Source organism: Saliphagus infecundisoli (assembly GCF_020177375.1).
Taxonomy (GTDB): domain Archaea; phylum Halobacteriota; class Halobacteria; order Halobacteriales; family Natrialbaceae; genus Saliphagus; species Saliphagus infecundisoli.
In genome coordinates this window covers 383,702-409,533 of sequence record NZ_JAIWHV010000001.1, presented here as the reverse complement: position 1 = coordinate 409,533, position 25,832 = coordinate 383,702, and the positions used below count along the sequence as shown (strand labels likewise).

The following is a 25,832-nucleotide window of genomic DNA, read 5'->3' as shown; positions in this document are numbered from 1 at the left end:
ATAAGGGTTGTGACTGATCTTCTGTGAAGATCAGTGACTGTTCGGTTACCGATCCGTTCGGCCCGCGAGTAACCAGTGGTTTCGACGGTCAAAACGAGAGGTAACCGTCGTCGGTGACCACGCCCGAGAGCAGGTCGATCGGCGTCGCGTCGTAGTTGGGGTTCTCGATCGAAAACCCCTCCGTGGGCTCTAACATGACCTCGCTCGGGGGGCGAAACTCGTTTTCGAACGCGAACCCGTCGGTGATGATCTTCGCGGCCGAGCCGAGCACCGTCACCGGCACCTCGAGTTGGTTCGCGGCGGCGGTGATCGGGAAGGTGCCGATCCGGTTGTAGAGGGTCTCGCCGACGATGCAGTCCATTCCGACGACGACCCGGTCACAGTCCTCGAGGAAGTAGCCGCTCGCGCTGTCGGTGATGAGGGTGACGTCGATGCCGTCGATCGCGGAAAGCTTGCGGGCGGTCTTGCGGCCGACGTAGCGCGGGCGGGCCTCGGTGACGTAGACCTCGAAGCTCTTTCCGTCCGCGGTCGCGCCCGCGAGAGCGGCCTCGACCGTCGAGGAGTAGTCGTGGGTCAACAGGGTCGCGCCGTCGGCAAGGAAGTCGGCAGCGTTTTCGGCGGCGCGTTCCTTCCCGTTCTCGACGCGAGTGACGACGGCGTCGATCCGCTCCCGGGTGAGTTCCTTGGCCTCCTCGACGGAGCCACAGTCGGCGTCGGCGACCGTCTCGACGACCTCGCGGACGGCGTTCTGGAGGGAGGCATGCGAGGGGTTCGACCGGCGCAACACCGCGCCGTTTCGCTCCAGGTCCCTGACGTACTCCTCGACGGTGGCGAACTCCCGCTCTAGGAGTTCCTCGAGCGAGCGCGTCGCCTTTACGGCGACGACCGAGGAGCTGTGGGTCTGCATCTCGCGGAGCTCCTCGACCGTTTCGTCGATCATACGAGGGTCTCCGCGGGGCGAGCAAAAGGTGTTCTGGTGCGAGGGCTTAGGGTCCGTCGACGGGTAGGAGGGGTATGGTTTCGGTCAGCTACACCTGTCCTCACTGCGGGGCCGTGATCGATGTCGAGCGCCCGCCCGAGATCGCCGACCGGTCGGTGACGCTTACGGCCCAGCCGGGGTGGGAGTACGCGACCCTCGACGACCCCCTCGAAGCGCGCGAGGCCGCCGACGGGATCGTCTTCGAGTGCGGGGAGCGAGAACGGACGGAGGGATGTGGCCGCCCGTTTTACCTCAACTTCGTTCGGTTCGAGAGCGGGGTCGAACTCGAGCCCGATCCCGCCGAGTTCGGCGGACCGCGCTTTGACTTCCGGCCCTGACCCACAGCACAACCCTTTTCGACGGCCGTCGCCCATCCCCGCCATGGACGACGACGCCGTTTTCGACCTGCTTCGGACCGTCGAGGACCCCGATCTCGGCGACGACATCGTCTCGCTGGGGCTCGTAAACGAGGTCACCGTCGACGGCGACGACGTGGCGATCGACCTCGCGCTCGGGGCGCCGTACTCCCCGACCGAGACGGCGATTGCCGGCGAGGTCCGGGCGGTCCTCGGCGAGGAGGGGATCGATCCCGAGCTCTCGGCGAGCGTCCCCGACCGCGATTCGGGCGGCGAGGAGGCGGTCCTCCCGAACGTCAAGAACGTGATCGCCGTCTCGAGCGGGAAAGGCGGCGTCGGGAAGTCGACGATCGCGGTCAACATCGCGGCGGGGCTTTCGGATCTGGGTGCTCGCGTCGGCCTGTTCGACGCCGACGTCTACGGCCCGAACGTCCCCCGGATGGTCGACGCCGACGAGCCGCCGATGACGACCGAGTCCGATACCCTGGTTCCCCCGGAGAAACACGGCGTGAAGCTGATGAGCATGGCCTTTCTGGTCGGCGAGGACGACCCCGTCATCTGGCGGGGGCCGATGGTCCACAAGGTGATCACTCAACTGACGGAGGACGTCGAGTGGGGTCACCTCGACTACCTCGTCGTGGACCTCCCGCCCGGAACCGGTGACACCCAGCTGACGATGCTCCAGACGATGCCCGTCACCGGGAGCGTGATCGTCACGACGCCCCAGGACGTCGCCCTGGACGACGCCAGGAAGGGGCTCCAGATGTTCGCACGCCACGACACCGTCGTGCTGGGGATCGCCGAGAACATGGCGACGTTCGTCTGTCCGGACTGCGGGAGCGAACACGACATCTTCGGCGAGGGCGGGGGAAGGGAGTTCACCGACGAGCACGACCTCCCGTTCCTCGGTTCGATCCCGCTCGACCCGGCGATCCGGAAGGGCGGCGACGAGGGCGAGCCCTCCGTCCTCGCGGAGGGGGAAACCGGCGACGCGCTCCGCGAACTCACGGAAACCGTCGCGAACAACACCGGGATCGTCCACCGGCGGGCCGCGTCGGCGGCGGTCGCCGAGCGGAGCCCGCCGACCGAGTGAGATCGTTCGAAGACCCCGAGCGCGTTCTCCCGGCAAGATACGTATGGATGGTTATTAATACCGTCCGCTGACACGACCACGCCATGGGCCGCGATAACGCGACGGGAGCCGTTATCGCGCTGGTCTCGCTGGTCGTCCTCGCCGTCGTCGCGTCGTCCCTTCCGGCATACGTCCCGGCCGACGGCCCCGACGTGACCGCCGACGGATCGGACGTCCACCCGGAGGACGACGACTCCCGCGAACCCGTCGGGGCCACCGGACTCGTACCCTGGGAACTCCTCCTCCCCATCGCGTTCCTGTTCGCCGGACTCCTCGCCCTGGCGACCGTCTACCGGATGCTCCGCCGGCCGGCCGATCAGGACGTCTCGGTCGAAGGGAGTCCCGACCCCCTCGACGGATCCGAGGAATCCGACGATCCGGACGACGAGGAACCGCTCGAGACCGTCGCGGAGGCCGCCGGAGCCGCCGCCGACCGTCTCGAAGGCGACGCCGTCGAGAACGACGTCCATCGCGCGTGGCGGGAGATGACGCGGGCGCTCTCGGTGTCGAACCGGCGGGCGAGGACCACCGGGGAGTTCGCCCGAGCGGCGGTCCGGGCCGGGATCGACGAGCGGGACGTGGAGGTCCTCACGGAACTCTTCGAGGACGTCCGGTACGGCGGCCGGGAGCCGACCGAGGACGACGAGCGCCGGGCGATCGAGGCGCTCCGCCGGATCGAGGGCGCCGACGAGCGTGATCGGTCGTGAGCCGGTGCCGGTTTTCGGTCGCGGTGGGGATCGCCGCCGCGCTCGGCCTCGCCGGACTCCTCGGGCCTCGCTACGTCGATCCGACTCCCCCCGCGGGGACCGCCCTGGTCTTTCTGTTCCTCGCGGTCGGCGTCGGGATCCCCCTCCTGTTCGTCCGGCGGATCGGCCGCGAGACCGAGCGGCCGTCGCTCCCGACGCCCGAACGCCGGGCCCCGGTCGAGACGCCGGGCGAGCGCGTCGACTCGTTGCTCGCGGACGCCGCCATCGAGCGCGGCCGGACCTCCTACGCGCTGAAGCGCCTCCACGGACGGCTGCGGGAGGTCGCGGTCGAGACCCTCGTCGCCCACGGGCGGCTCACGCCGGCCGAAGCCACGGAGCGCCTCGAGAGCAGGTCGTGGACCGACGACCCCGTCGCGGCCGCCTTCCTCGGCCACGCGTCCGACGACCTGGCCGACGCCAGGGCGATCCGCGACGGCGCGAGCGATGTCCGCGAGGCGGTCGAACGGACGATCGACGAACTCGTCCGGGCGACCGGCCGGATACCCTCGCGGGAGCCGGCGGCGGGGATCGGGCGCCGGCTGCTCGACCGGCTCCGACCGCGGGAGCCGGAGCCGGCGGGGTACACCGTCGAGCCGGCGGAAGCGACGGTCAGGGCGACCGACCGATGGCACGGGGTGAGCGCGCTCGCGCTCGTCGGCCTCGGCGGCGGGGTCGCCGTCGGAGAGCCGGCGCTCGCCCTGGTCGCCGCGGCGGGTGTCGGCTACGCGGCCTACGCCCGCAGCGAGCTTGGGGGCGTCCCGCAGCTCTCGGCGACGCGATCGGTCGATCCCGAGGAGCCCGCTGCGGGCGAGGAGCTGACGGTCACCCTCACGGTCCGAAACGAGGGCGAGGCCCCCCTCCCCGACGTGCGGCTGATCGACGGCGTCCCCGAGACTCTGGAGGTCGTCGCGGGCTCGCCCCGCCGGGGCACCCCGCTGCCCGCCGGAGGCGAGACGACGCTCGCGTACACGGTGCGGGCCCGGCGCGGGCGCCACGGGTTCGGCCCGGTCCGGGTGCTCGCCCGCGACGCGGCCGAGACGGTCGAACACGACCTGACCGTGCCGGCCGAGACCGAACTCGTCTGCCGGCCGGAGTCCGCGGCGGCGGCCGAGCTCTCGCTCCAGCCGGCGGTGACGCGGTTCGTCGGGGCGCTCCCGACGGAGGCGGGCGGCGACGGCATCGAGTTCCACTCGACCAGGGAGTATCGTCGGGGCGATCCGATGGCCAGAATCGACTGGCGGCGCCTCGCTCGGACTCGAGAACTCTCGACGGTCGCCTTCCGCGAGGAGCGCGCGACCACGGTCGTCGCCGTCGTCGACTGCCGGACTCCGGCGTACGCTGCGCCGAAGGGGGGTGAGCCGGCGTGCGATCGGGGCGTGGCCGCGACGGCCCGGCTCCTCCCGGCGCTGCTCGCCGAGGGCCACGCCGTCGGGCTGGCCGGGCTCTCGCCGACGCCCTGCTGGCTCGCGCCGAGCGCCGCGGGCGAGACCGGGCCACGGCTCGAGGAGGCGCTTTCGACCCATCCCGCCTTCGGCCAGCGCCCGCCCGAGGACTACTGTGACACCCGCGAGTGGCTCGAGTCGTTTCGAGCCCGGACCCCCGCCGCCCAGGTCCTGTTCGTCTCGCCGCTCCGGGACGCCGAGGCGGCCCGCCTCGCGCGGTCGCTCGACGCCTACGGCTACCCGGTGACGGTGCTCAGTCCGGATTCCACAGGAAGTTCGACCCCCGGCGGACGGGTCGCCGACCTGGAGCGCCGCGTCCGGCTGTACGACCTCCGGCGCGCGGGGGTTCGGGTCGTCGATTGGGGAGCCGACGACCCCCTGGAGACCGCCCTCCGGCGGGCCACGACCCGGTGGTCGAGATGACCGGGCGGCCGACGCGGGCGAGCGCGGCGATCGCGCTCGGCTCGAGCGCCCTCCTCACGGTTCTGGCGACGACCTGGCACCCGGTGGCGTCTCTGGCGGCTCTCCTTGGAACGGCCTGCGTGGCCGCGGGGCTGTACCGGCGCTCGCGGTCGCTCCCGGGCGTCGGGTTCGGGGCGTTCGTGGTCGCGATCGCCGCCGGGGCGATCGCCGGCACGCCGACCGAGCCCGTCCTCCTGGGGTCCCTCTGTGCGGTCCTCGCGTGGGACGCCGGCCGGCGATCGATCACGCTGGGGGTCCAGCTCGGCCGGGAGGCCGACGCGCTCCGGCTCGAACTCCACCACGCGGCCGCGAGCGGGGCCGTCGGCGCGTTCAGCGTCGGGATCGCCTACGGCCTTTCTCGATCGCTTTCGGTCGCCCTCCCGGCGTTTGCCGTCCTCTTACTCTGTGGCTGCGTTCTCGCCTTGCTGTTCGCCCGGCGGGCGTGAGCGCGCCGTTTTTGTAGCTCTCGCCCGAACCCCGCCCGTGGACGCGAACCAGGAGACCCGGGAGAACCCCTTCGGGATGGACGAGGAGTGTCCGAACTGCCCCGCGCTCGTCGAGAGCCGGAGCCAGGTCGTCCACGGCTACGGCGACGTCGGCGCGGACTTCCTGTTCGTCGGCGAGCGCCCCGGTCCCGGCGCCGACGAGATCGGCGTGCCCTTCCCGGGCGGCGAGGACGGCGACGAGCGGGGCGAGAAGCTCCAGTCGATCCTCCGACGGCTGGGGCTTCTGGTCGCCGACTCCGATCCCGAACGCCCCGAGATCGTAAACGCCTTCGTCACGAACCTGACCCGGTGTCGCCACCCCGACCGGGCGCCGACCGACGAGGAGATTTCGACCTGCGAACCCTACCTCAACGCCGAGATCAGGATGATAAACCCCGAGATCCTGGTTCCGATCGGCGAACGCGCCCTGGCGGAACTCGGCGAGGAGTACACGACGACGCCCGCCTCCGACCTCGATATCGTCGCGGATCACGGGCGGGCGATCCGCGGGCGCGGGTTCGAACTGGTTCCGATGGTCGACCCCGCCGACCAAAGCGACGACCGGACCCAGGAGTGGGTCGAGGAGTTTTCGGCGCTGATGGCCGGCGACTACCGCCAGACCAAGGGGCGTCGGAGCCGGTAACGCTGCCGGAATCATCGGGAACACGGCGGCTATTAGCGGATGCGTGCCTCCGGCGCCCTTCGGATTGTGCATCCTGTGCATCCAACACGACGAGTGGGTCTCCGGCGATCCCGCCACAACGATCGTGAACGATCGTGGCAGAGATTGCCGCACACGGACACCGTTATGAGGGTGGGGCCGCCTACCTCCACCAATGAGCGTGCGCGTAAACCGGCCTACCGCCCGGGAATGCGAACTCTGTGGTCGCCTCGAGCGCTGGGACGGCGACCTCGGGGCCTGGCAGATCGGTCGAGTCGAGGGGGAACGGCGGGCGGGAAACCCACATTGCATCCACGAGTGGGACATCAACGGATCGTTCAACCCGATCTCGGACAGCTAGCCGCGGGTTCGACCCGATCCGTAGGGGCTCTCCGTGTTCGGTCGGGTTCGTCCGGCATCCGAGAGGACGGCGGGGACGTCTCCACGGCGATCGCGGCGTGAGGAGGAACCCGTCGGCGACAGCGGCCGGCGGGTGATCCGTCGGAGTCGCCGCCACACGAGGCCGTCGAACTGCCCGAAAAAGCAACCCTTAACACGCGCGCGGCGGTTCGTTGGGATATGGCTGGAACCATCGAAGTGCTCGTCCCGGGTGGCCAGGCCAACCCTGGCCCGCCGCTCGGCCCCGAGCTCGGACCGACGCCCGTCGACGTCCAGGCGGTCGTCGGCGAGATCAACGACCAGACCGAAGCGTTCGACGGCACCGAGGTGCCCGTCACCGTCACCTACGAGGACGACGGCTCCTTCGAGATCGAGGTCGGTGTCCCGCCGACGGCGGCGCTGATCAAGGACGAAGCCGGCTTCGAGACGGGCAGCGGCGAGCCCCAAAAGGAGTTCGTCGCCGACCTCTCGATCGAGCAGGTGAAGACGATCGCCGAGCAGAAACGACCCGACCTGCTCGCCTACGACACGAAAAACGCCGCCAAGGAGGTCGTCGGCACCTGTGCCTCGCTGGGCGTCACCATCGAGGGCGAGGACGCCCGCGAGTTCAAAGCGAAAGTGGACGCGGGCGAGTACGACGACCGGCTCGCGGCCTGATCGGCTCCCGTTTTTCCCGGACCCGGCCTCGAGAGTAGCCTCACCGACGGCGCCGCGACCCCTATGCCTCCCGACCGACGAACGTCTTGTACTTCAGGTCCTCGTCGCGCAGTTCCTCGAGGATCCGCTCGACTAACACCTCGGCGGGGTCGTGGAGGCCCGAGACCCGCTCCTCTAACTCCTCGAAGCTCTCGAAGGGCTTGCGCTTTCGTTCGTCGAGGATCGAGTTGCGCAGTTTCTTCCCGATCCCCGGGAGGAGGTTGAGCTGGTGGAGCCGGAGCGTGATCGGCTGGGCGTCGTTGTAGAAGCCGACGAACCGCTCTTCTTCCTCCTCGACCAGGTCGGCGACGACGTACTCGAGTTCGGACTCGGCTCCCGAGGTCAGGTCGTCGTACGTGACCTCTCGGAAATCGACGACCACGTCCCGCTCCTCGGCCGGCTCGACGACGACCCGGGTCCCGATCGTGAGCCGCTCGTCCTCGTCGAAGGCGACCTCGTAGAGCCGGAAGTTCTCGAGGCCGAGGGCGTACCCCGCGGGCGACTTCTGGTACTGGGGACGGCCGTCGTCGGAGAGGCCGTGGGGGAGGTAGTCCAACACGACGGCGTGACGTACGGTCGGCTCGTCGCTCTCGGCGTCGGTCATTGCCCGCGGATACGGCGACCGTCTACTTAAAGAGTCTGCCGGCCCGCCTACGCGTACCGGGTGACGACGTTCAGGATCTCGTCCAGTTCGTCACCCGAGAGGGTGTAGCGCTGCTGGGCGTAGACGGATCGGAGCTCGTCGCGGTCGCGTGGAAGCAGGTTCGCGATCTTGTAGGCCGTCGGCTCGTCGACCTTCTCTATGTCGCGAAGCTCGGAGACGAGTTCGCGGGACTCCTCGGGCGAGAGGACCGAAAACCGGTTGGCGTGTTCGATGGCTCGGGCCAGTTCGTAGGGGAGTTCGCGGTCCTCGTCTACGGAGCGTTCGGCCTCGAGGTCGGCGAGCAGTTCCTTGGTCTCGGGGATGGTGAGGTACTCCTCGCTTCTGATCTCCTTGAAGATCGTCATTCCTGGTCCTGGCTCTGGAGGCTCACCGCGTCGGGATCCTGTCCCCGGAGGTGGGCCGCCGAGACGATCAGGGTCTTCTCCTTGCCGCCGTCGGTGATCGAGACCTTGAACGACTTCCCTTGCTTGCCGAGGACCTCGCCGGTCTGGCCGTCGAAGCGGGGGTGGTAGCGGCCGTCGGGGACGCTGGGATCGATCTTGAGGTGGACCTTCTGGCCGACCTCGTACTCCTGGATCGCGCGCTGTGGCGGCGAGGTCCCCCGGTCGCGGGGGTCGTTCGAGAGCGTTTCCCTGGTTCCTTGGCGGGGTCCGTCGGAGTGGGGCATGGTCGTTGGCCCCCTCTTATCCGGTAACGACTATAAAAGACACGTTCCACGGGCGTCGCGGGCGATGGGCGTGCGGGTCCGTCCCTGACCGGGACCACGCTTATCCCCGGGCCTCGAGTCGGTGTCGACATGCCGGGAGCACGCGCCGCCGTCGGCGACCGGGTCACCCTCCGGACGGTCGAACGCGAGGACAGGGACTTCCTCCAGCGCGGGTCCGCAAACCCCGAGATCAGGTACCCGATGGGCGCCCGTCTCCGGAGTCGCGAGGAGATCGAAGCGTCGCTCGAGGACGAGGCCGACCGGTTTCTGGTCTGTCTCGACGACTCCGACGCCGGTCCCGGCCAGCCTGAAGGGGACACCCGGCCGATCGGCGCGGTCACGGTCGAGGACGCCGGCTGGAAGCGCCCCGAACTGACCTACTGGCTCGTCCCGGAGGTCCACGGCGAGGGCTACGGGAAAGAAGCCGTCTCCCTGGCCGTCGGGTACGCCTTCCGAACGTACGACACCCCCGTGGTGAGCGCGCGGGCGTACGCGCCCAACGACGCCTCCCGCGGGCTGCTGGAGTCGCTCGGCTTCACCCAGGAGGGCGTCCTCCGCGGGTTCATGTACGTCGACGGCGCACACGTCGACTGTGCGGTCTACGGGTTGGGCCGCGAGGAGTGGGAGAAGGGGTAAGGATAACCTACCTCCGCTGCCTCGGCCCGGTATGGACGACCACGACGCCGACCCCGAACGCGACGGCCCCACGGAGCGGTTCCGGATCGAGACCCGATCGGTCCACGCCGGTCAGGCCCCCGACCCCGAGACCGGCGCGCTGATGACGCCGATCTTCGCGAACTCGACGTACGAACAGGACGCCCCCGGCGCCCATCGGGGCTACGAATACTCCCGAACGGGGAACCCGACCCGGACGGATCTGGAGGCGAACCTCGCCGACCTGGAGAACGCCGACTTCGGCCGCGCGTTCGCCAGCGGGATGGCCTCGATCAACACCGTCTGTAACCTCCTCGAGGCGGGCGATCACGTCGTCACCGGCAACGACGTCTACGGCGGCACCCACCGCCTCTTTACGCAGGTCTACGAGGAGTACGACCTCGAGTTCTCGTTCGTCGATATGACCGACCTGGAGGCGATCGAAGGCGCGTTCCGCGAGGAGACCGAACTGCTCTGGCTCGAGACGCCCACCAACCCGCTCATGTCGATCGCCGACATCGAGGGCGCCGCGGAGATCGCCCACGCGAACGACGCGCTCTGTGCGATCGACAACACGTTCGCGACCCCCTATCTGCAGCGGCCGCTCGATCTCGGGGCCGATATCGTCTCGCACTCGCTGACGAAGTACCTCGGGGGCCACTCCGACGTCGTCGGCGGCGCGCTCGTAACGAACGACCCCGACCTCGACGAGCGGTTCGGCTTCTACCAGAACTCCGTGGGCGCGACGCCGGGTCCCTTCGAGTCCTTCCTGGTCCTCCGGGGCACCAAGACCCTCCCGGTCCGGATGGACCGCCACTGCGAGAACGCCCACCGGGTCGCCGAATTCCTCGACTCTCACCCCGACGTCGATCGGGTCCACTACCCCGGCCTGGACTCTCACCCGGGCCACGACCTCGCCGCCGAGCAGATGGACGACTTCGGCGGGATGCTCAGCTTCGAACTCGACGCGACCTTGGAAGAGGCGGGCGAGGTCGTCTCCGCGACCGAGGTGTTCACCCTCGCCGAGAGTCTCGGCGGCGTCGAGAGCCTCATCGAACAGCCCGCGCCGATGACCCACGCCGCGATCCCCCGCGAAGAGCGCCTTGCCGCCGGGCTCAGCGACGCCCTCATCCGCGTCTCGGTCGGGATCGAACACGCCGACGATCTGGTCGCCGACCTCGAGGGCGCGATCGAGTCGGGGCTCGAGTAGAGACGGTCCCAACCGTGAACTAAACGACCAGTAGTCTTTTGTTGGTTAAATATGTTTATCTCCCATGATATTAGAAGCGCTCCTCAGTACGAGTATTTTCCTCGGGGTGTTGTCACTCGTAGGTGTGGTTGTCGCGTCATACGCTGGAACAACGCTGGCATTGAAACGGTTTTTTGGAGACCGACACCGGCAGCGCCCACAGCAGGAGTACTGATAGCCGTCTCCCCTCTACGTAACGAGGGTGTTCGATTCGTTCGCAGAAGCCGATAGCCTCCCCAACGGTACAGAGCGCGATTGTTTACAAAACTGATGGGTGTCCGGATCGAGAACGGCTTAGATTCGGCCGACGTTCTCGACTTCGACGCTCTCGACGTCCTCCAGGCCCGCGAACTCCTCCTCGACGGTTTCGGTGCCGCCGGCGTCGTCGGGGACGATCACGGTGGGGTGAAGCGAGACGAGGCCGAAGGCGACCTCCTCGCGTTCGACGCCGTTGATCTTCGCGCCCTCGGGAAGGGAGGTCTCGAGTCGCTCCTGGAGGGCGTCCAGGTCGACCTCGGGGCTGGTCGGCATCACCTTGAGTTTGGCTGCGACCTTCGCCATGGTCAGGGACCCAGGAAGCCGCAGTCGGGACACTCATAGAGGTTGCTCTGCTTTCGGCACTTCGCACAGCGGTAGATGACGGTGCCACAGTCGGGACACTTGAACCGGGCGGCGTTCGTCCCGGCGACGCTGATCCCACAGGAGACACACGAACGCGTGCCCTGCTCGTCGGTCGTGCTCATACCCTTCCGTTCGTCCGTTCGCTTTTAACGGTTGTCTTTCGGCGCGTCCCGGCGGGCCGGCGCCGCGGTCGGCCCCGGGGGGACGTACATTTTTGGCTCCCCGCCACCCAGTTGGGGTGTGCAAGCGTACGAACGCAAACAGCTCCTCGAGCGCGTCGAGCGCGAGGGCGCGACCGTCGGCGCGGAGATCCCCGACCGGATCGAGATCGCCGGCGAGGAGATAGACCTCCAAGAGTTCGTCTTCGAGATCAAACGCCGAGAGACGGTTCCGGAGGGCGAGCGCGAGCGCGAGCGCGTCGAGCACGCAAAGCGCAACCTCCGCCGGGAGCGCCTGCGCCGGGTCGAGCGCATCGAAGAGGGCGACATCGACCGCGCCGAGGGCGAGGAACTCGCGGGCTCGATCATCGGCATCGACCGGGCGCTGAACGCCTTAGAGAGCCTGGGACCGACTGACCTCGAGGCCGAGTCGAAGGCCCAGGAGGCAGCCGACAAGAAGCGCTGGACCTCGTTCCTGAAGAAGGCGCTGGGGAGAGACGACGGCCCGAGCCGGCGGGGGCGGTGATGGCCCGCGCCACCAACGCCGAACTCGCCGCCCGCTTCGAGGAGTTCGCCGACCTGCTGGAGGCACAGGACGTCGAGTACAAGCCCCGAGCCTACCGCCGGGCGGCGGAGGCGGTCGCGGCCCATCCCGCACCGATCGCGGACCTGATTGAGTCGGGCAACGAGGAGGCCGTCGAGGGGATCGAGGGCGTCGGCGACGCCATCTCGGCGAAGATCGAGGAGTACGTCGAGACGGGGGAGATCGAGGAACTCGAGGGCCTCCGCGAGGAGTTGCCCGTGGATATGGCCGCCCTGACCCGCGTCGAGGGCGTCGGCCCGAAGACCGTCGGCACGCTCTACGAGGAACTGGGCGTACGAAATTTAGACGACCTCGAAGCGGCGGCCGAGGCCGGCGAGATCCGGGAGGTGAAGGGGTTCGGCGAGAAAACCGAACGAAACATCGCGGAGGGTATCGAGTTCGCCCGGACGGTGGGGGAACGTCAGTTGCTTGGGGAGGCACGGCCACTGGCCGACGACGTGCTCGCCTTCCTCGAAGGCGTCGACGCCGTCTCTCGGCTCGACGTCGCGGGCTCGATCCGCCGGTGGCGCGAGACGATCGGCGACGTCGACGTCCTTGTCGCCAGTGAGGACGGCGAGGCGGTCGTCGGCGCGTTCGTCGGCTGGGACTCCGTGGACGACGAGATCGAATCCGGTCCCGAGAAGGCCTCCGTCCGGGTGGGCGAGGTCCGTGTCGATCTCCGGGTGGTGGTCCCCGAGGAGTTCGGCTCCGCGCTGCAGTACTTCACGGGGAGCAAGGACCACAACGTCCGACTCCGAAATTACGCGATTGACCGGGGGCTGAAGGTAAACGAGTACGGCACCTTCGACGTCAACGGGGTCGAGGATCCCGATTCCGGACAACGAGTCGGCGAGCGCGTCGCCGGCGAGACCGAAGAGGGCATGTACGAGGCCCTCGACCTCCCGTGGATCCCGCCCGAACTCCGCGAGGATCGGGGAGAGATCGCCGCCGCCGCTGCAGGCCAGCTTCCCGACCTCCTTACTCGCGAGGACGTCCGGGGTGACCTCCACACCCACACCGACTGGTCGGACGGGACCACCCCGATCGAGGAGATGGTCGAGGCTGCCGCCGATCGGGGGTACGACTACTACGCGATCGCCGACCACGCCGAGGGGCCGGGCGTCGTCGCCGACGTCGGCCTCTCGCCCGCGGAGATCGACGACCAGATCGCCGAGATCCGGGCGGTGGACGCAGAGCGGGAGATCACGGTGTTCGCGGGGATCGAGGCGAACGTCGACGCCGAGGGCGAGGTCGACCTTCCCGAAGAGATCGTCAAGAAACTGGACCTCGTCGTTGCCTCCCCCCACAGCGCCCTCGATCAGGACTCGGGGGCGGCGACCGACCGGCTGCTCGCGGCGATCGAGAACCCCGCGGTCGACATTATCGGCCATCCCAGCGGCCGACTCCTGAACCAGCGCGAGGGGCTTTCGTTCGACGCCTCGGTGTTGGGCGAGGCCGCAGCCGACCACGGGACGGCACTGGAGGTAAACGCCAACCCGAGCCGGCTCGACCTCTGGGGAAGCGCCGTCCAGGCGGCGATCGAGGCGGGGGCAAAAATCGCTATCGACACGGACGCCCACCGGCCGGCGACCCAGGAGTACATGCGCTGGGGCGTCCACACCGCCCGGCGCGGGTGGGCTGAACCCGGCGACGTCATCAACTGCTTCGAGGAACGGGAGCTTCGGGCGTTCCTCGAGTGACTGCCGGAGCCCCCGGTTTGATCCCCTCGCGAGTCGAAGCGTCGGTATGGCCCCGACAGCCAGCTTCGACTTCGAGGGATCGGTCGCAGTCGTGACGGGCGCGAGCGGCGCGCTGGGGAGCGCGGTCGCCGAGCGCTTCGACGCGGCGGGCGCGACGGTGTGTGCGATCGACGTCGTCGCCCCCGACGACGAGGACGCCCTCCTGTCCGCGGAGGGAATCGACTTCCGGGAGGCGGACCTCACCGACGAGGGGGAAGTCGAGAGAGTGGTCGAGGAAATCGCAGACGACCACGGCGGGATCGACCACCTGCTCAACATCGCCGGCACCTGGCGCGGCGGCGACCCCGTAGAGGAGACCGCCCTCGAGACGTTCGACCTCCTCGTCGACGTCAACCTCAAAACGGCGTTTCTCGCCTCGAAACACGCCCTCCCCCACCTCCAGGAGCGAGAGGGGTCGATCGTGAGCGTCAGCGCGAAGTCCTCGCTCTCCGGCGGGGAGGGTGACGGACTCTACCGGGCGACGAAGGCCGGAATCCGGCTGCTGACGGAGACGATCGCCGCCGAGAACGTCGGCTCCGTGCGTGCGAACTGCGTCATGCCGAGCGTGATCGACACGCCGGCGAACCGGGAGATGATGCCCGACGCCGACCACGACGAGTGGGTCGATCCGGGCGAGATCGGCGAGACCATGCTCGCGCTCTGTAGCGATGCGACGGCCGTGACCAGCGGGGCGGCGGTGCCGGTGTACGGCGACGCCTACTGAGTGGGGTTGGAACCGGGTTTCCGACGGAGAACATCGTCACACACGCTTTTCACGACGGCGCGCCAACACGACGGTATGGCACTCGGGTACCGCGACCGATCGCCGCTGGTCGCCGCGTTCGGACTCGCCGTCGCCGTCGTCGCGATCGTCGGCACGCAGGTTCTGGGTTGGGAATGGGGTTCCGGGCAGCTCGTCCCGACGCTCGTCGGCGTCGTCGTGGCCGGGATCGCCGTCGTGGCCGTTCTCCGCCGGCTGTCGGGCTGAGGGGTCCGGGGGCCGAAGGCGCGCGCCAGCGGACATCCGACGATACCCGTTCTCGCGGGTTCTGATAGACGTATGATCGGTCTTCGGGCCCTGGAGTGCGTGAACTATATGGCGGCTCCGGCTCACACTCCGCACGAGTATGAGTACAGTCGATCTCGGAGGGGGGATCTCGAGGCTGACGTCCGAGCGGACGGTTCGCGCGCTCGTCGTCGTCGCCGCCGTCGTCCTCGCGCTCGATCTCGTCCGTCGCATCTACACCGGCTCGCTGACGCTCGGAACGCTCGGGTTCTACCTCTGGAACGGGATCGTCGACGGCCTCGTCTTCGGGCTGGCGGGGATCGGGCTCTCGATGACCTACAGCATCCTCCGGTTTGCGAACTTCTCGCACGGAGACCTGCTGACGACGGGGGCGTTCTCGGGGTGGACGGTCGCGTACCTGATCGCCGGTGCGGGGATCGCCGACACGAGCAGCCGGCTCCTGCTTCGGGCCGACGGGGGGGCACCGCCGGGCCAACTCGATCTCCAGATCCTCGGCGAGCCGATCGCGATCCTCGCCGGATTGGTCGTCGCCGCCCTCCTCACGGTCCTGATCGCCCTCGCGATCGACCGGGTGGTCTACCGCCCACTGCGTGACGCCGGCGGGATCCCGCTGCTGATCGCGAGCGTCGGGGTCGCCCTCGCCTTGCGATACTTCATCGCGCTGGTCTACACCTCCCAGAACCGGGCGGTCACCGCCTCCTCGCCCGAGTGGAGCTCGCCCGTCTTCTTCTGGACCGAGGGGGTCAACGTCCACGAACTCACGATGGTCGTCTCCGCGACGGTGTTGATGGTCGGGATCCACCTCCTCCTCCAGTACACGAAACTGGGGACCTCGATGCGGGCGATGGCCGACAACAGGGACCTCGCGCTGATCACCGGGATCCCGACCGAGCGCGTCGTCCGTGCGACCTGGATGATCGGCGCCGGCCTCGCCGGCGTCGCAGGCTACCTGATCGTCCTCGATCGGGGAACAATCACGATCAACCTCGGCTGGTTTCTCCTCCTCCTCATCTTCGCCGCGGTCATCCTCGGCGGGATCGGCTCGATCTACGGCGCGATCGTCGGTGCCCTGATCATCGGGCTCACGATCAACGTCTCGCTGGTCTGGATCCCGAGCGACATGAACGAGATCGCGGCGTTCGGGCTGATGATCCTCGTCTTGCTCGTCCGTCCCCAGGGGCTGTTCGGGGGGGTGGAGACGGCATGAGCGAGCACGGGGATTCGCGGCCCCAGTGGGTGACCGACGCGCTCCTGATCGGCGGCGCCCTGCTCGCGACGTACGCCGTCTTCACCGTCTTCGGGCTGGTCCTCGGCCTCGACGTAAACGGGATCGTGAGCACCCTCCAGCGGGTCACCTTCTTCGCGGCGGTCTACGCCCTGCTCGCGCTCGCGCTCAACCTCCACTGGGGGTATACGGGACTGTTCAACATCGGCGTCGCGGGCTTTATGGCCGTCGGCGTCTACGCGATGGGACTTCTCTCCTCGGCCGAACAGGGGTTCGGGCTCCCGCTGTGGATCGGCGTCGTCGGGGGGATGATCGCGGCCGCCCTCGTCGGACTGCTCGCGGCCCTGCCCGCCCTGCGCCTCCGGGCGGACTACTTCGCGATCGTCACCCTCGGGCTCTCGGAAATCATACGGCGGGCACTGCTCTCCTCGTCGCTCCGGGAGTTCGAAATCGGCGGGCAGAGCCTGGGAACGGGCGGCGGCAGCGGGATCGGGTTTCCCGCGACCGAGGGCGTGGTCGACTACGTCCTCTACGCCGGCGCCGAGCGCGGGGGCGACCCCGCCCTGCTCGGCAGCCTGCTCTTCCCGCTCGCCGAAACCGTCGGGATCCAGCCCTCGGTCGTGCGCTCGAGTGTCTACACCGCCCTGCTGGTCGTCTTCGTGATCGCCTTCTACCTGGTCCTCTCGCGGATCGGGGCCTCCCCGTTCGGCCGCGTACTAAAGGGGATCCGCGAGGACGAGGTCGCCGCCCGATCCCTGGGGAAACACACGAACACGGCGAAGATCAAGGTCTTCATGCTCGGCTGTGCGCTGATGGGCCTGGCGGGGATGCTCTGGCAGGGAAGCCGCGGGACGGTGACGCCGAGCCAGTTCATGCCGATCGTCACCTTCTACGTCTTCGTCGCGCTCATCGTCGGCGGCTCGGGCTCGAACGCCGGCAGCATCGTCGGCGGTCTGGTCTTCGCCGCCGCGCTCTGGGAGGGGCCACCGTTCGTCCGCCGGATCATCCGGGCGAACATGGACGTGAGCACCCCGACGACGATCTACGACGCCCTGCTTCCGCTCGCCGATCTGGACGTGCTCCCGCTCGTGGGCTACCTCGTCGGGAGTTTAGACGAGATCCGCTTCATGATCGTCGGGATCGTCCTCGTCGTCCTCATGCTGTGGCGTCCCGACGGCCTGCTCGGCCACCGCAAGGAGATCGCCGCCGCCACCGACCTCTCGCGGCCCTCCCGGCGGGCCGGACGGGAAGGGGTCGAGGAGGGGGGAGACCCATGAGCGAGACGAGCGAGGCCCCGGCCGAGCAGCGAGATGCCGGCGAGGCGCTGCTCGCGGTCGAGAACCTCCGGAAGACCTTCGGCGGGATCGTCGCCGTCGACGACGCCAGCTTCTCGGTCGAGCGGGGGACGATCACCGGGCTGATCGGACCCAACGGCGCGGGGAAGTCGACCACCTTCGACTGCATTACGGGAGTGTACACGCCCGACGCCGGCACCGTCACCTTCGACGGCGAGGAGATCACCGGCCGGTCACCCCCCGCGATCGCCGACCGCGGGCTCGTCCGCACGTTCCAGATCGCCCGGGAGTTCCCCGAGATGACCGTGTTGGAGAACGTGTTGCTCGCGCCCAAAGACCAGCTCGGCGAGTCGCTGTGGCGCTCGGTCGCCCCGATCGCTCGCCGGGAGGTCGTCGAACAGGAGGAGGAACTCGTCGAACAGGCCTGGGAGACCCTCGAGTTCTTCGAGATCGATCACCTCGCCCGCGAGTACGCCGGCACGCTCTCGGGGGGCCAGCGAAAGCTCCTGGAGCTCGCGCGGGCCCTCCAGACGGAGCCCTCGATGCTCCTACTCGACGAGCCGATGGCCGGCGTCAACCCCTCGCTGGAGAAGAAGCTCTTAGAGCGGGTCCACGACCTCCAGGAGCGGGGATACACCTTCCTCATCGTCGAACACGACATGGACGTCATCATGAACCACTGCGAACGAGTGATCGTCATGCACCAGGGCTCGGTCCTCGCCGAGGGCGAACCCGCCGCGATCAAGGAGGACGAACGGGTGATCGAGGCCTACCTCGGGGGTGAGAACTGATGGCCGCCCTCGAGGTCGCCGATCTGGACGCGGGCTACGGCGAGTTACAGGTCCTGGAGGGCGTCGACATGACGGTCGAAGACGGCGAGTACGTCAGCATCGTCGGCCCGAACGGCGCGGGGAAGTCGACGGTGATGAAGTCGGTCTTCGGGCTGACGACGGTGATGGGCGGGCGGATTACGTTCGACGGCGAGGGAATCACCGGCCGCCGCCCCGAGGAGATCATCACGACCGGGATCGGCTACGTCCCCCAGAACGACAACGTCTTCCCGTCGCTTTCGGTCCGGGAGAACCTGGAGATGGGCGCGTACATCCTCGAGGACGTCCCCGAAGACCGGATCCAGCGGGTGTACGGCCGGTTTCCCATCCTCGAGGAGCGGGCCGGCCAGAAGGCGGGGTCGCTCTCGGGGGGCCAACGCCAGATGCTCGCGATGGGACGGGCGCTGATGCTCGATCCCGAACTCCTCATGCTCGACGAGCCGAGCGCCGGGCTGGCCCCCGACCTCGTCTCGGAGATGTTCGACCGGATCGACCGGATCAATGCGGACGGGACCGCCGTCTTGCTGGTCGAACAGAACGCCAAGGAGGCCCTCGCTCGCTGTGACCGGGGGTACGTGCTCGTCCAGGGCCAGAACCGCTACGAGGACAGCGGCGACGCCCTCCTCTCCGACGAGCAGGTCCGCCGGGAGTTCCTGGGCGGCTGACTGAATCAAAAAACGAGGATCCGTGAGTCAGGCTTCGTAGTCGATCTCGTCGACCGTCTCGACGCCGTCCATGCTGAACTCGAAGATCTCGTAGGTAACCGCCTGCATGTCGCCGTTGTCGTCGAAGTCGACGCCGCTCGAGGCGCCCTCGTACTGGACTTCCTCGCCGTCGGCGACCATCGAGACCCCCTGGGCCAGGTTCTCCGGGCCGACGACCTCGCCCTCGGGGTTTGCGACCGCCCGGATGTTGTCCCGGACGGCGGTGCCGTCGTTCTCGCCGGCCGCGACGTTCGCGAGGATCAGGACCGCGGTGGCGTCGTAGGCCTGTGCGGTGAAGACGCCGGGCGAGGAGCCGTACTCCTCCTCGTACATCTCGGTGAACGCCTCGACCTGTGGACCCGCGGCCAGCGGTGCCGTCCCGATCACGTTGGCCATCTCGTTGTCGACGTTGCCCGGAAGGCCGTCGTCCCGGAGCCCGTCGGTGACCATGATCGTCGTCTCGCCGTCGTCGAAGTCGGCGTAGTAGTCCCGGAAGATCTGCTGGCCGCTCGCGGGGTAGCCGATGACGATCATCAGGTCGGGATCGTCGGCCAGCGCGGTCTCCAGCACTGAGGAGTAGGAGGGCTGTTCGGCCTCGAAGGCGACGGTCTGGCTGACCTCCCCCCCGAGTTCCTCGAACGCCGAGACGAACGATTCGGAGAGCTGCTGGCCGTAGTCGTTGTTGAGGTGGAAGGAGGCGGCGGTCTCGAACCCCTCCTCGTCGGCGAGTTCGGCCATCACCTCGCCCTGGAGCGCGTCGCTCGGGCAGGTCCGAAACAGGAAGTCGTCGTCCTCCAAGTCCGTGATCCCCGGGGCCGTACTCGCCGGGGAGATGCCGACGACCTGGTTGGGCGCGAGGACGTCCGTCGCGACCGGGATCGTCGTCGAGGACGCCGCAGCGCCCGTGATCCCCGGGTAGCCCGCGTCGACGAGCGCCTGGGCCGCGCTGAGGCCGGCCTCGGTGTCGGTCTGGGTGTCCTCCTCGCGGATGTCGAGTTCCAGGCCAGTGCCCTCGAGCTGGGCGCCCGGCAGGATCGCGCCGTCCCGGATGGGTCCGCCGAGGTCGCCCAGATCGCCGGTCGTCGGCTGGAGGACGCCGACCATGACCTCGCGGCCGATGTCGATCTCGACGTCCTCGGCGGTCTCGTTGCCGCCGGTTTCGTTGCCCTCCGACTCGTTGTCGTCGGTCCCGTTGTCCTCCGTTTCGTTGCCGTCGGTCTCCTCAGTCCCGTTTTCGGTTTCCGCTTCGGTTTCGGTCCCCTCCGTGTCGTTACCGTTGCCGGTGTCCTCGCCGTTGCCGGCGTCGGCGGCCTCCTCGTCCTCGCCGTTGCCGTTTCCGTTGCCATTGCCATTTCCATTGCCGCCTCCGCCGTCGAGGCAGCCGGCGAGCCCGATCGTTCCGGTCACGCCCGCAGCACCGATCCCACGGAGAACGTCACGTCTGTCTATTTTCCGCGCCATACCCGGTACAGAGAGAGGGATAGCATAAATCAGTTGTGGGGAGTTCGAATTCGTGCGAAGCAAGCACCGGTCCCGGCGTCGTCGTGGAGTCCCAGAACGCTTTTTGTGCCCGTGGCCGTTGGCCCGCCAATGACCGCGAGCCGGGAGGGGCGAGTCGCATGACGATGGAAGACCGGATCGAGGAACTCGAGGCGCTCCGCGAGGAGGCGCTCGTCGGCGGCGGCGAGGCCAGGATCGAGCGCCAACACGAGAAGGGGAAGATGACCGCCCGCGAGCGGATCGACTACTTCCTCGACGACGACACCTTCACCGAGTTCGACCAGCTCCGGACCCACCAGGAGAGCAACTTCGGGATGGAAGAACGCAAGATCCTGGGCGACGGCGTCGTCACCGGCTACGGGAAGGTCGACGGGCGCACCGTCTTCGTCTTCGCCCACGACTTCACCGTCTTCGGAGGGTCGCTGGGCGAGGTGTTCGCCGAGAAGATCACGAAGGTGATGGACCAGGCGATGGAGGTCGGCGCGCCGATCGTCGGGCTCAACGACTCCGCGGGCGCGCGCATCCAGGAGGGCGTCAAGAGCCTGGCGGGCTTTACGGAGATCTTCCAGCGCAACCAGCAGGCAAGCGGCGTAATCCCCCAGATCTCGGGAATCATGGGGCCGTGTGCGGGCGGGGCGGTCTACTCCCCCTCGATCACCGACTTCATCTTCATGGTCAAGGACACGAGCCACATGTACATCACCGGCCCCGGGGTCACCGAGACGGTCACCGGCGAGCAGGTGACCCACGAGGAACTCGGCGGCGCGATGACCCACGCCGATCGGACCGGGGTCGCCCAGTTCGCCTGCGAGGACGAGGAGGAGGCCCTCGACGACATCAGACGGCTGCTCTCCTATCTCCCACAGAACAACGTCGAGGACCCCCCGCGCGTCGAGCCCTGGGACGACCCCGACCGCCGGGACGACGCCCTGAAATCGATCGTTCCGAGCAGTCCCCAGAAACCCTACGACATGACGAACGTGATCGATTCGGTCGTGGACGAGGGCTCCTTTTTCGAGGTCGCGGAGAACTTCGCGAAGAACATCGTCGTCGGCTTCGGCCGCCTCGACGGCCGTTCCGTGGGCCTCGTGGCCAACCAGCCCCGGGTCAACGCCGGCACGCTCACCGTCGACGCCTCGATGAAGGGCTCGCGGTTCGTCCGCTTCTGTGATTCTTTTAACATCCCCATCGTCACCTTCGTGGACGTCCCCGGCTACATGCCCGGCACCGACCAGGAGCACCGGGGAATCATCCGCCACGGTGCCAAACTCCTCTACGCGTACGCGGAGGCGACGGTGCCCCTCCTCACCGTGATCACCCGGAAGGCCTACGGCGGCGCCTACTGCGTGATGGCCTCGAAGAACCTGGGTGCGGACATCAACTACGCCTGGCCCACCGCGGAGATCGCCGTCATGGGCCCCCAGGGCGCCGTCAACATCCTCTACCGGGAAGAACTCGCCGAAGCCGACGAGCCCGACCGACTCCGGGACGAACTCATCGAGGAGTACCGCGAGGAGTTCGCCAACCCCTACACGGCGACCGACAAGGGCTTTCTCGACGACGTCATCCAGCCCACCGAGACCCGCCCGCGGCTGATCGACGACCTCGAGATGCTCGAGACGAAACGCGAGGAGAGCCCCGACAAGAAACACGGGAACATCCCGCTGTGACGGGGGACGACGCCGACTCCGGAGTCGAGGGCGAAACCGAGGGAGAGGACCCCAGATACGATCTCGTCATCCCCGACGACGCCGGCGACGACGAGGCTGCCGCCATCGCCGCCGCCGTCGGTGCCCACCTCCGGGATCGGGAGGCCGCGGCAGCGGCGGCCGCCGCCGACACGGAGGAGACGTGGGACGGGAAGCGGTGGGCCTTTTCGGGGCGGATCCGCGCCCAGCAGCGCCGCCATGCCCGCGTGCCCCGGGAGGCGCCGACCGATCCCTGGGCAGCGGCGGGACGGACCGATCGGTTCTGATTGCGGTCGTCCCCAGGAGGGTCGGTGTGTTCGGGGCGATCGACGACGCTCGTCGGCTCGAGTCGTTCCGAGAAAGAAGCCGGGTCCGTCGCGAGCGATTAGCGGCCGTTTCCGTTGCCGCGGCCGTTCCCGTTTCCGCCGTTCCCGCCGACGCGTTCGACCGTATCGAGGACGTTGATGCGGCCGGCACCGAGTTCCGGACTGGAACGACCCTGAACGAGGTCCGCTCCGTGGGCGATGTTGCTCTCGACTCGCTTGACGTTCATATCGGGCTCGAGTTCACGGACGAGGCCGACGAGGCCGGCGACCTGCGGGGCGGCCATCGACGTGCCGGCCTTCCAGCCGTACCCATCGCCGGGCACGCTTGAGTAGACGAGGTTCGTCGGATACAGATACTCGACGTCCGCCTCGGGATCGACCGTCTTCGCCTGGGTCTCGTAGCCGCCGCCGGGAGCGCCGACCTCGATCTCGTTGGTGCCGTAGTTCGAGTAGAACGCCATTTCGTCGTTGGGTCCCGTCGCGGAGACGGTCATCACGCCCTGGACGGTCCCCGGGACGTAGAAGCGTCCGCCCTGCTGGAGGTTGGTCTCGGCGTTGCCCGAGGAAACCGTCAGGACCGTCCCGCGGCGGGCGACGTCCTGCATCACCTTCTGGGTCGCGACGCGCAGGCCGTCGCTGTTGGCTCGTGGCTCGTAGGGCCCCGCGCCGAGGCTGAAGTTCGCGGCGTCGGCACCGATGTCGGCGGCGTACTCCGCGCCCGCGAGGACGTCCGCGAACGAACTGCTGTCCGGGCCGAGCACCCGCACGGAGACGAGTTCGGCGTCGGGGGCGGTGCCGGTGACGCCGACGCCGCCGGTCGCCGCCGCGGTCCCCGCGCGTGGGTCCCGTGGTCGCCGCTGTCGCCGATGTGTGGTCCCTCCTCGCCGCCGTTGACGAACGAGACGCTCAGCTCCTCGTTGAAGTTGCCCGCGAGGTCCTGATGGGTGCCGTCGACGCCGGTGTCGGCGACGACGATCCGCGTTCCCTCGCCGGTCGCGTGGTGGTGGGCCTCGAACGTGTCGGTGATCTCCTTGTCCCACTGGAGGTCGGTAAACGCCGCGTCGTCCGTGATGTGGTCCTCCGCGATCGGTTCGGCGAAATCGACCTCGAAGTCCTCCGTCACGCCGCTGACGCCGCCGACGGAGTCGAGTTCGCCCTCGGCGTCTTCGGGTCCCGAGACGATGGTCACCGAGCCGCCCGCGAGTTCGCGGGTGACCGAGAAGCCCGCCGATTCGAGTTTCCGGCGCGAGCCCCCGGTGACGACGTAGGTGGTCGCCGATCCCGCGCTCCCGGTCCCGACGAAGCCGACCGTGAGGCCGGAGGCCGCGATTCCCTGGAGTACTCGCCGACGCGTCGATGTGTGGTCTGACATTGCTCCACACCCACTCCGACGATAGGACAGGTAATATTTATGGATTAACCATATTTAGAGAATTAAACCCAATCTGGTAAGTTGTTCGTACGAAAGACGGTCGGAATTGCTGATAAAAATGTCGTACACTCATGTCTATCGGTGTCTATTCGGAACGGTTCCGACGTTCGTCAACCCGAACGCTCTCCGGGATGACGATACGGGTTGCGAAAAAGTAAGGTGGCCGCCTTGCAACGGAACGAACAGTAATGTTCCGGAAGGTTCTGGTAGCCAACCGTGGCGAGATCGCGGTGCGAGTGATGCGGGCCTGCGAGGAGTTGAACGTCGGAACGGTCGCGATCTACTCGGAGGCCGACTCGGAGTCGGGCCACGTCAGGTACGCGGACGAGGCCTACAACGTCGGGCCCGCGCGGGCGGCGGACTCCTATCTCGACCACGAGGCGGTCATCGAGGCCGCCCGGAAGGCCGACGCCGACGCGATCCACCCCGGTTACGGCTTCCTCGCGGAAAACGCCGAGTTCGCACGAAAGGTCGAGGCCGAGGAAGGGATCACCTGGGTCGGACCCACGGGGGAGTCGATGGAGCAGTTGGGCGAGAAGACCAACGCCCGACGGGTGATGGACGCGGCGGACGTCCCCATCGTCCCGGGGACGACCGAACCCGTTACCGACCCCGAAGAGGTCCGGGCGTTCGGCGCCGAACACGGCTACCCCGTCGCGATCAAGGCCGAAGGCGGCGGCGGCGGCCGCGGGATGAAAGTCGTCGAGGGCGAGGAGGAGGTCGAGGAGTCCCTCGAGAGCGCCCGCCGCGAGGGCGAGGCGTACTTCGACAACGACTCGGTCTACCTCGAGCGCTTCCTCGAGAACCCCCGCCACGTCGAGGTCCAGATCGTCGCCGACGAACACGGCAACGTCCGCCATCTCGGGGAGCGCGACTGCTCGCTCCAGCGCCGCCATCAGAAGGTCATCGAGGAGGGGCCCTCGCCCGCCCTCGATGACGCCCTCCGCGAGCGGATCGGCGAGGCGGCCCGTCGCGGGGTCAGGGAATCGGACTACGTCAACGCCGGCACCGTCGAGTTCCTGGTCGAGGAGGACCCCGAGCGGGAGGGTGGGGAGTTGCTCGGTCCCGACACGAACTTCTACTTCCTCGAGGTCAACACCAGGATCCAGGTCGAACACACCGTCACCGAGGAGATCACGGGGATCGACATCGTGAAGTGGCAGCTCCGGGTCGCCGACGGCGAGGAGCTCGGCTTCGCCCAGGACGAGGTGGGGATCGACGGCCACGCGATGGAGTTCCGGATCAACGCCGAGAACGCGGCGGCGGAGTTCCAGCCGGCGACCGGCGGAAAACTCGTCACCTACGACCCGCCGGGCGGGATCGGCGTCCGCCTCGACGACGCCTTGCGCCAGGGCGACTCGATCGTCACCGACTACGACTCGATGATCGCGAAGCTGATCGTCTACGGAAGCGACCGCGAGGAGTGTATCTCGCGGTCGCTGCGGGCGCTCAGAGAGTACGGGATCGAGGGCGTCGAGACGATCGTTCCGTTCCACCGGCTGATGCTGACCGATCAGGCGTTCGTCGACGGGACCCACACCACGAGGTATCTAGACGAGGAACTCGACCCGGCCCGGATCGAGGAGGCCCAGGCACAGTGGGGGACCGAGCCCGCCGACGGGGGAGACGACGAGGAGGTCGTCGAACGCGAGTTCACCGTCGAGGTCAACGGCAAGCGCTTCGAAGTGAACCTAGAAGAGCGGGGCGCGGGACCGATCGCGGTCGGCGGAGCCGACGCGGGCGGTGGCGGCGGCCGTGCCGACCCGCCCGAACGGGCCGACACCGGCGACGACGACGCGATTGAGGGCGACGGCGAACGCGTCGAAGCCGAGATGCAGGGGACCATCCTCTCCGTCGAGGTCGAGGAGGGCGACGAGGTCGAAGCGGGCGACGTGCTGGTCGTCCTGGAGGCGATGAAGATGGAAAACGACGTCGTCGCCTCCCGCGGAGGAACCGTGACACAGATCGCCGTGAGCGAAGACGAGAGCGTCGACATGGGCGATACGCTCGTCGTTCTCGAGTAGCGCCCCCGCGGGGCGGGCTCCGAGAGGACCCGAAAACTACCCGCCGGCG

The 25,832-nt window shown here is 68.3% G+C and carries 30 protein-coding genes; 22 read left to right on the top strand and 8 right to left on the bottom strand.

From position 1 onward, the window contains the following. Window positions 1–88: 88 nt before the first annotated feature. Entirely contained in the window at window positions 89–940 is an 852-nt protein-coding gene (locus tag LCF40_RS02335) for an eIF2B alpha/beta/delta subunit family protein (protein WP_114577279.1), read from the bottom strand. Between the two features lie 74 nt (window positions 941–1,014). Between LCF40_RS02335 and LCF40_RS02330 the strand changes: the two genes are divergently transcribed. The 8 genes from LCF40_RS02330 (at window position 1,015) to LCF40_RS02295 (ending at window position 7,319) form a co-directional block, all read left to right on the top strand. After that, the gene (locus LCF40_RS02330; protein WP_224827201.1) at window positions 1,015–1,317 is read left to right on the top strand and encodes a DUF7969 family protein; all 303 of its coding nucleotides are present in this window, start codon (window positions 1,015–1,017) and stop codon (window positions 1,315–1,317) included. Window positions 1,318–1,360: 43 nt separating this feature from the next. Next, window positions 1,361–2,428: an Mrp/NBP35 family ATP-binding protein gene (locus tag LCF40_RS02325; protein ID WP_224827200.1), complete on the top strand. Its 1,068-nt coding sequence runs from the start codon at window positions 1,361–1,363 to the stop codon at window positions 2,426–2,428. Between the two features lie 83 nt (window positions 2,429–2,511). Continuing rightward, a complete protein-coding gene (locus tag LCF40_RS23660) occupies window positions 2,512–3,174 on the top strand; it encodes a DUF4129 domain-containing protein (protein WP_224827199.1) in 663 nt (220 codons plus the stop codon). Next, window positions 3,171–5,078 (top strand): DUF58 domain-containing protein, encoded by a 1,908-nt coding sequence (locus LCF40_RS02315; protein ID WP_224827198.1) that lies wholly within the window; start codon window positions 3,171–3,173, stop codon window positions 5,076–5,078. The genes LCF40_RS23660 and LCF40_RS02315 overlap by 4 nt, the downstream gene beginning before the upstream one ends. Then, window positions 5,075–5,563 (top strand): DUF7519 family protein, encoded by a 489-nt coding sequence (locus LCF40_RS02310; protein WP_224827197.1) that lies wholly within the window; start codon window positions 5,075–5,077, stop codon window positions 5,561–5,563. The genes LCF40_RS02315 and LCF40_RS02310 overlap by 4 nt, the downstream gene beginning before the upstream one ends. A gap of 37 nt (window positions 5,564–5,600) precedes the next feature. After that, window positions 5,601–6,245, top strand: coding sequence for a uracil-DNA glycosylase (locus LCF40_RS02305; protein WP_224827196.1), 645 nt, complete (start codon window positions 5,601–5,603; stop codon window positions 6,243–6,245). A 193-nt stretch (window positions 6,246–6,438) separates the two neighbouring features. Further along, window positions 6,439–6,624 (top strand): HEWD family protein, encoded by a 186-nt coding sequence (locus LCF40_RS02300; RefSeq protein WP_114577286.1) that lies wholly within the window; start codon window positions 6,439–6,441, stop codon window positions 6,622–6,624. Window positions 6,625–6,842: 218 nt separating this feature from the next. Continuing rightward, window positions 6,843–7,319, top strand: a complete 477-nt coding sequence (locus tag LCF40_RS02295) for a 50S ribosomal protein L11 (RefSeq protein WP_224827195.1) — start codon at window positions 6,843–6,845, stop codon at window positions 7,317–7,319. Window positions 7,320–7,380: 61 nt separating this feature from the next. Here the strand turns inward: LCF40_RS02295 and LCF40_RS02290 are convergent, their stop codons facing one another. The 3 genes from LCF40_RS02290 to LCF40_RS02280 are packed head-to-tail and all read right to left on the bottom strand — an operon-like array spanning window position 7,381 to window position 8,689. Continuing rightward, the gene (locus LCF40_RS02290) at window positions 7,381–7,962 is read right to left on the bottom strand and encodes a DUF655 domain-containing protein (protein ID WP_114577288.1); all 582 of its coding nucleotides are present in this window, start codon (window positions 7,960–7,962) and stop codon (window positions 7,381–7,383) included. Between the two features lie 47 nt (window positions 7,963–8,009). Then, complete coding sequence (locus LCF40_RS02285; RefSeq protein ID WP_114577289.1) at window positions 8,010–8,366, bottom strand: RNA polymerase Rpb4 family protein; 357 nt, start codon at window positions 8,364–8,366, stop codon at window positions 8,010–8,012. Then, window positions 8,363–8,689 carry a 50S ribosomal protein L21e gene (locus LCF40_RS02280; RefSeq protein WP_114577290.1) on the bottom strand — a complete coding sequence of 109 codons (327 nt, stop codon included), beginning with the start codon at window positions 8,687–8,689 and terminating at the stop codon, window positions 8,363–8,365. Before LCF40_RS02280 ends, LCF40_RS02285 begins: the two co-directional genes overlap by 4 nt. A gap of 129 nt (window positions 8,690–8,818) precedes the next feature. Between LCF40_RS02280 and LCF40_RS02275 the strand changes: the two genes are divergently transcribed. Together LCF40_RS02275 and LCF40_RS02270 are read left to right on the top strand one after the other, a co-directional pair. Next, the gene (locus LCF40_RS02275) at window positions 8,819–9,364 is read left to right on the top strand and encodes a GNAT family N-acetyltransferase (RefSeq protein WP_224827194.1); all 546 of its coding nucleotides are present in this window, start codon (window positions 8,819–8,821) and stop codon (window positions 9,362–9,364) included. Window positions 9,365–9,395: 31 nt separating this feature from the next. Next, window positions 9,396–10,592: a cystathionine gamma-synthase gene (locus LCF40_RS02270; RefSeq protein WP_224827193.1), complete on the top strand. Its 1,197-nt coding sequence runs from the start codon at window positions 9,396–9,398 to the stop codon at window positions 10,590–10,592. 333 nt (window positions 10,593–10,925) lie between these two features. Here the strand turns inward: LCF40_RS02270 and LCF40_RS02265 are convergent, their stop codons facing one another. Beyond that, on the bottom strand, window positions 10,926–11,192 hold the full coding sequence (locus LCF40_RS02265; RefSeq protein ID WP_114577293.1) for an elongation factor 1-beta: 267 nt from the start codon (window positions 11,190–11,192) through the stop codon (window positions 10,926–10,928). Between the two features lie 2 nt (window positions 11,193–11,194). Then, window positions 11,195–11,374 (bottom strand): HVO_2753 family zinc finger protein, encoded by a 180-nt coding sequence (locus tag LCF40_RS02260; protein ID WP_114577294.1) that lies wholly within the window; start codon window positions 11,372–11,374, stop codon window positions 11,195–11,197. Window positions 11,375–11,492: 118 nt separating this feature from the next. Between LCF40_RS02260 and LCF40_RS02255 the strand changes: the two genes are divergently transcribed. From LCF40_RS02255 to LCF40_RS02220, 8 genes are all read left to right on the top strand, one after another. Then, window positions 11,493–11,936, top strand: a complete 444-nt coding sequence (locus LCF40_RS02255; protein ID WP_224827192.1) for a DUF5788 family protein — start codon at window positions 11,493–11,495, stop codon at window positions 11,934–11,936. Continuing rightward, window positions 11,936–13,693, top strand: coding sequence for a DNA polymerase/3'-5' exonuclease PolX (gene polX, locus LCF40_RS02250; protein ID WP_224827191.1), 1,758 nt, complete (start codon window positions 11,936–11,938; stop codon window positions 13,691–13,693). Before LCF40_RS02255 ends, polX begins: the two co-directional genes overlap by 1 nt. Before the next feature lie 46 nt (window positions 13,694–13,739). Continuing rightward, complete coding sequence (locus LCF40_RS02245; protein ID WP_224827190.1) at window positions 13,740–14,456, top strand: SDR family oxidoreductase; 717 nt, start codon at window positions 13,740–13,742, stop codon at window positions 14,454–14,456. Window positions 14,457–14,531: 75 nt separating this feature from the next. Next, window positions 14,532–14,720, top strand: coding sequence for a multidrug transporter (locus tag LCF40_RS02240; protein ID WP_114577298.1), 189 nt, complete (start codon window positions 14,532–14,534; stop codon window positions 14,718–14,720). Between the two features lie 139 nt (window positions 14,721–14,859). Beyond that, on the top strand, window positions 14,860–15,966 hold the full coding sequence (locus LCF40_RS02235) for a branched-chain amino acid ABC transporter permease (protein ID WP_114577299.1): 1,107 nt from the start codon (window positions 14,860–14,862) through the stop codon (window positions 15,964–15,966). Further along, window positions 15,963–17,261 (top strand): branched-chain amino acid ABC transporter permease, encoded by a 1,299-nt coding sequence (locus LCF40_RS02230; RefSeq protein ID WP_224827189.1) that lies wholly within the window; start codon window positions 15,963–15,965, stop codon window positions 17,259–17,261. Before LCF40_RS02235 ends, LCF40_RS02230 begins: the two co-directional genes overlap by 4 nt. Beyond that, a complete protein-coding gene (locus LCF40_RS02225) occupies window positions 17,258–18,070 on the top strand; it encodes an ABC transporter ATP-binding protein (protein ID WP_114577301.1) in 813 nt (270 codons plus the stop codon). Before LCF40_RS02230 ends, LCF40_RS02225 begins: the two co-directional genes overlap by 4 nt. Then, window positions 18,070–18,774 carry an ABC transporter ATP-binding protein gene (locus LCF40_RS02220; protein ID WP_224827188.1) on the top strand — a complete coding sequence of 235 codons (705 nt, stop codon included), beginning with the start codon at window positions 18,070–18,072 and terminating at the stop codon, window positions 18,772–18,774. Before LCF40_RS02225 ends, LCF40_RS02220 begins: the two co-directional genes overlap by 1 nt. A 27-nt stretch (window positions 18,775–18,801) precedes the next feature. Here the strand turns inward: LCF40_RS02220 and LCF40_RS02215 are convergent, their stop codons facing one another. Next, a complete protein-coding gene (locus LCF40_RS02215) occupies window positions 18,802–20,274 on the bottom strand; it encodes an ABC transporter substrate-binding protein (RefSeq protein ID WP_114577303.1) in 1,473 nt (490 codons plus the stop codon). Between the two features lie 164 nt (window positions 20,275–20,438). On the opposite strand from LCF40_RS02215, the gene LCF40_RS02210 reads away from it, so the two are divergent. Both LCF40_RS02210 and LCF40_RS02205 read left to right on the top strand, forming a co-directional pair. Then, complete coding sequence (locus LCF40_RS02210; RefSeq protein ID WP_114577476.1) at window positions 20,439–21,983, top strand: acyl-CoA carboxylase subunit beta; 1,545 nt, start codon at window positions 20,439–20,441, stop codon at window positions 21,981–21,983. Beyond that, a complete protein-coding gene (locus LCF40_RS02205; protein WP_114577304.1) occupies window positions 21,980–22,288 on the top strand; it encodes a DUF8022 family protein in 309 nt (102 codons plus the stop codon). Before LCF40_RS02210 ends, LCF40_RS02205 begins: the two co-directional genes overlap by 4 nt. Before the next feature lie 98 nt (window positions 22,289–22,386). Here LCF40_RS02205 and LCF40_RS02200 read toward each other — a convergent pair whose 3' ends face one another. Next, complete coding sequence (locus tag LCF40_RS02200; RefSeq protein ID WP_380683185.1) at window positions 22,387–23,367, bottom strand: S8 family peptidase; 981 nt, start codon at window positions 23,365–23,367, stop codon at window positions 22,387–22,389. A gap of 30 nt (window positions 23,368–23,397) precedes the next feature. On the opposite strand from LCF40_RS02200, the gene LCF40_RS23655 reads away from it, so the two are divergent. Both LCF40_RS23655 and LCF40_RS02195 read left to right on the top strand, forming a co-directional pair. Then, window positions 23,398–23,595, top strand: coding sequence for a hypothetical protein (locus LCF40_RS23655; protein WP_380683183.1), 198 nt, complete (start codon window positions 23,398–23,400; stop codon window positions 23,593–23,595). 352 nt (window positions 23,596–23,947) lie between these two features. After that, the gene (locus LCF40_RS02195; RefSeq protein WP_224827187.1) at window positions 23,948–25,783 is read left to right on the top strand and encodes an acetyl-CoA carboxylase biotin carboxylase subunit; all 1,836 of its coding nucleotides are present in this window, start codon (window positions 23,948–23,950) and stop codon (window positions 25,781–25,783) included. Window positions 25,784–25,832: the final 49 nt, after the last annotated feature.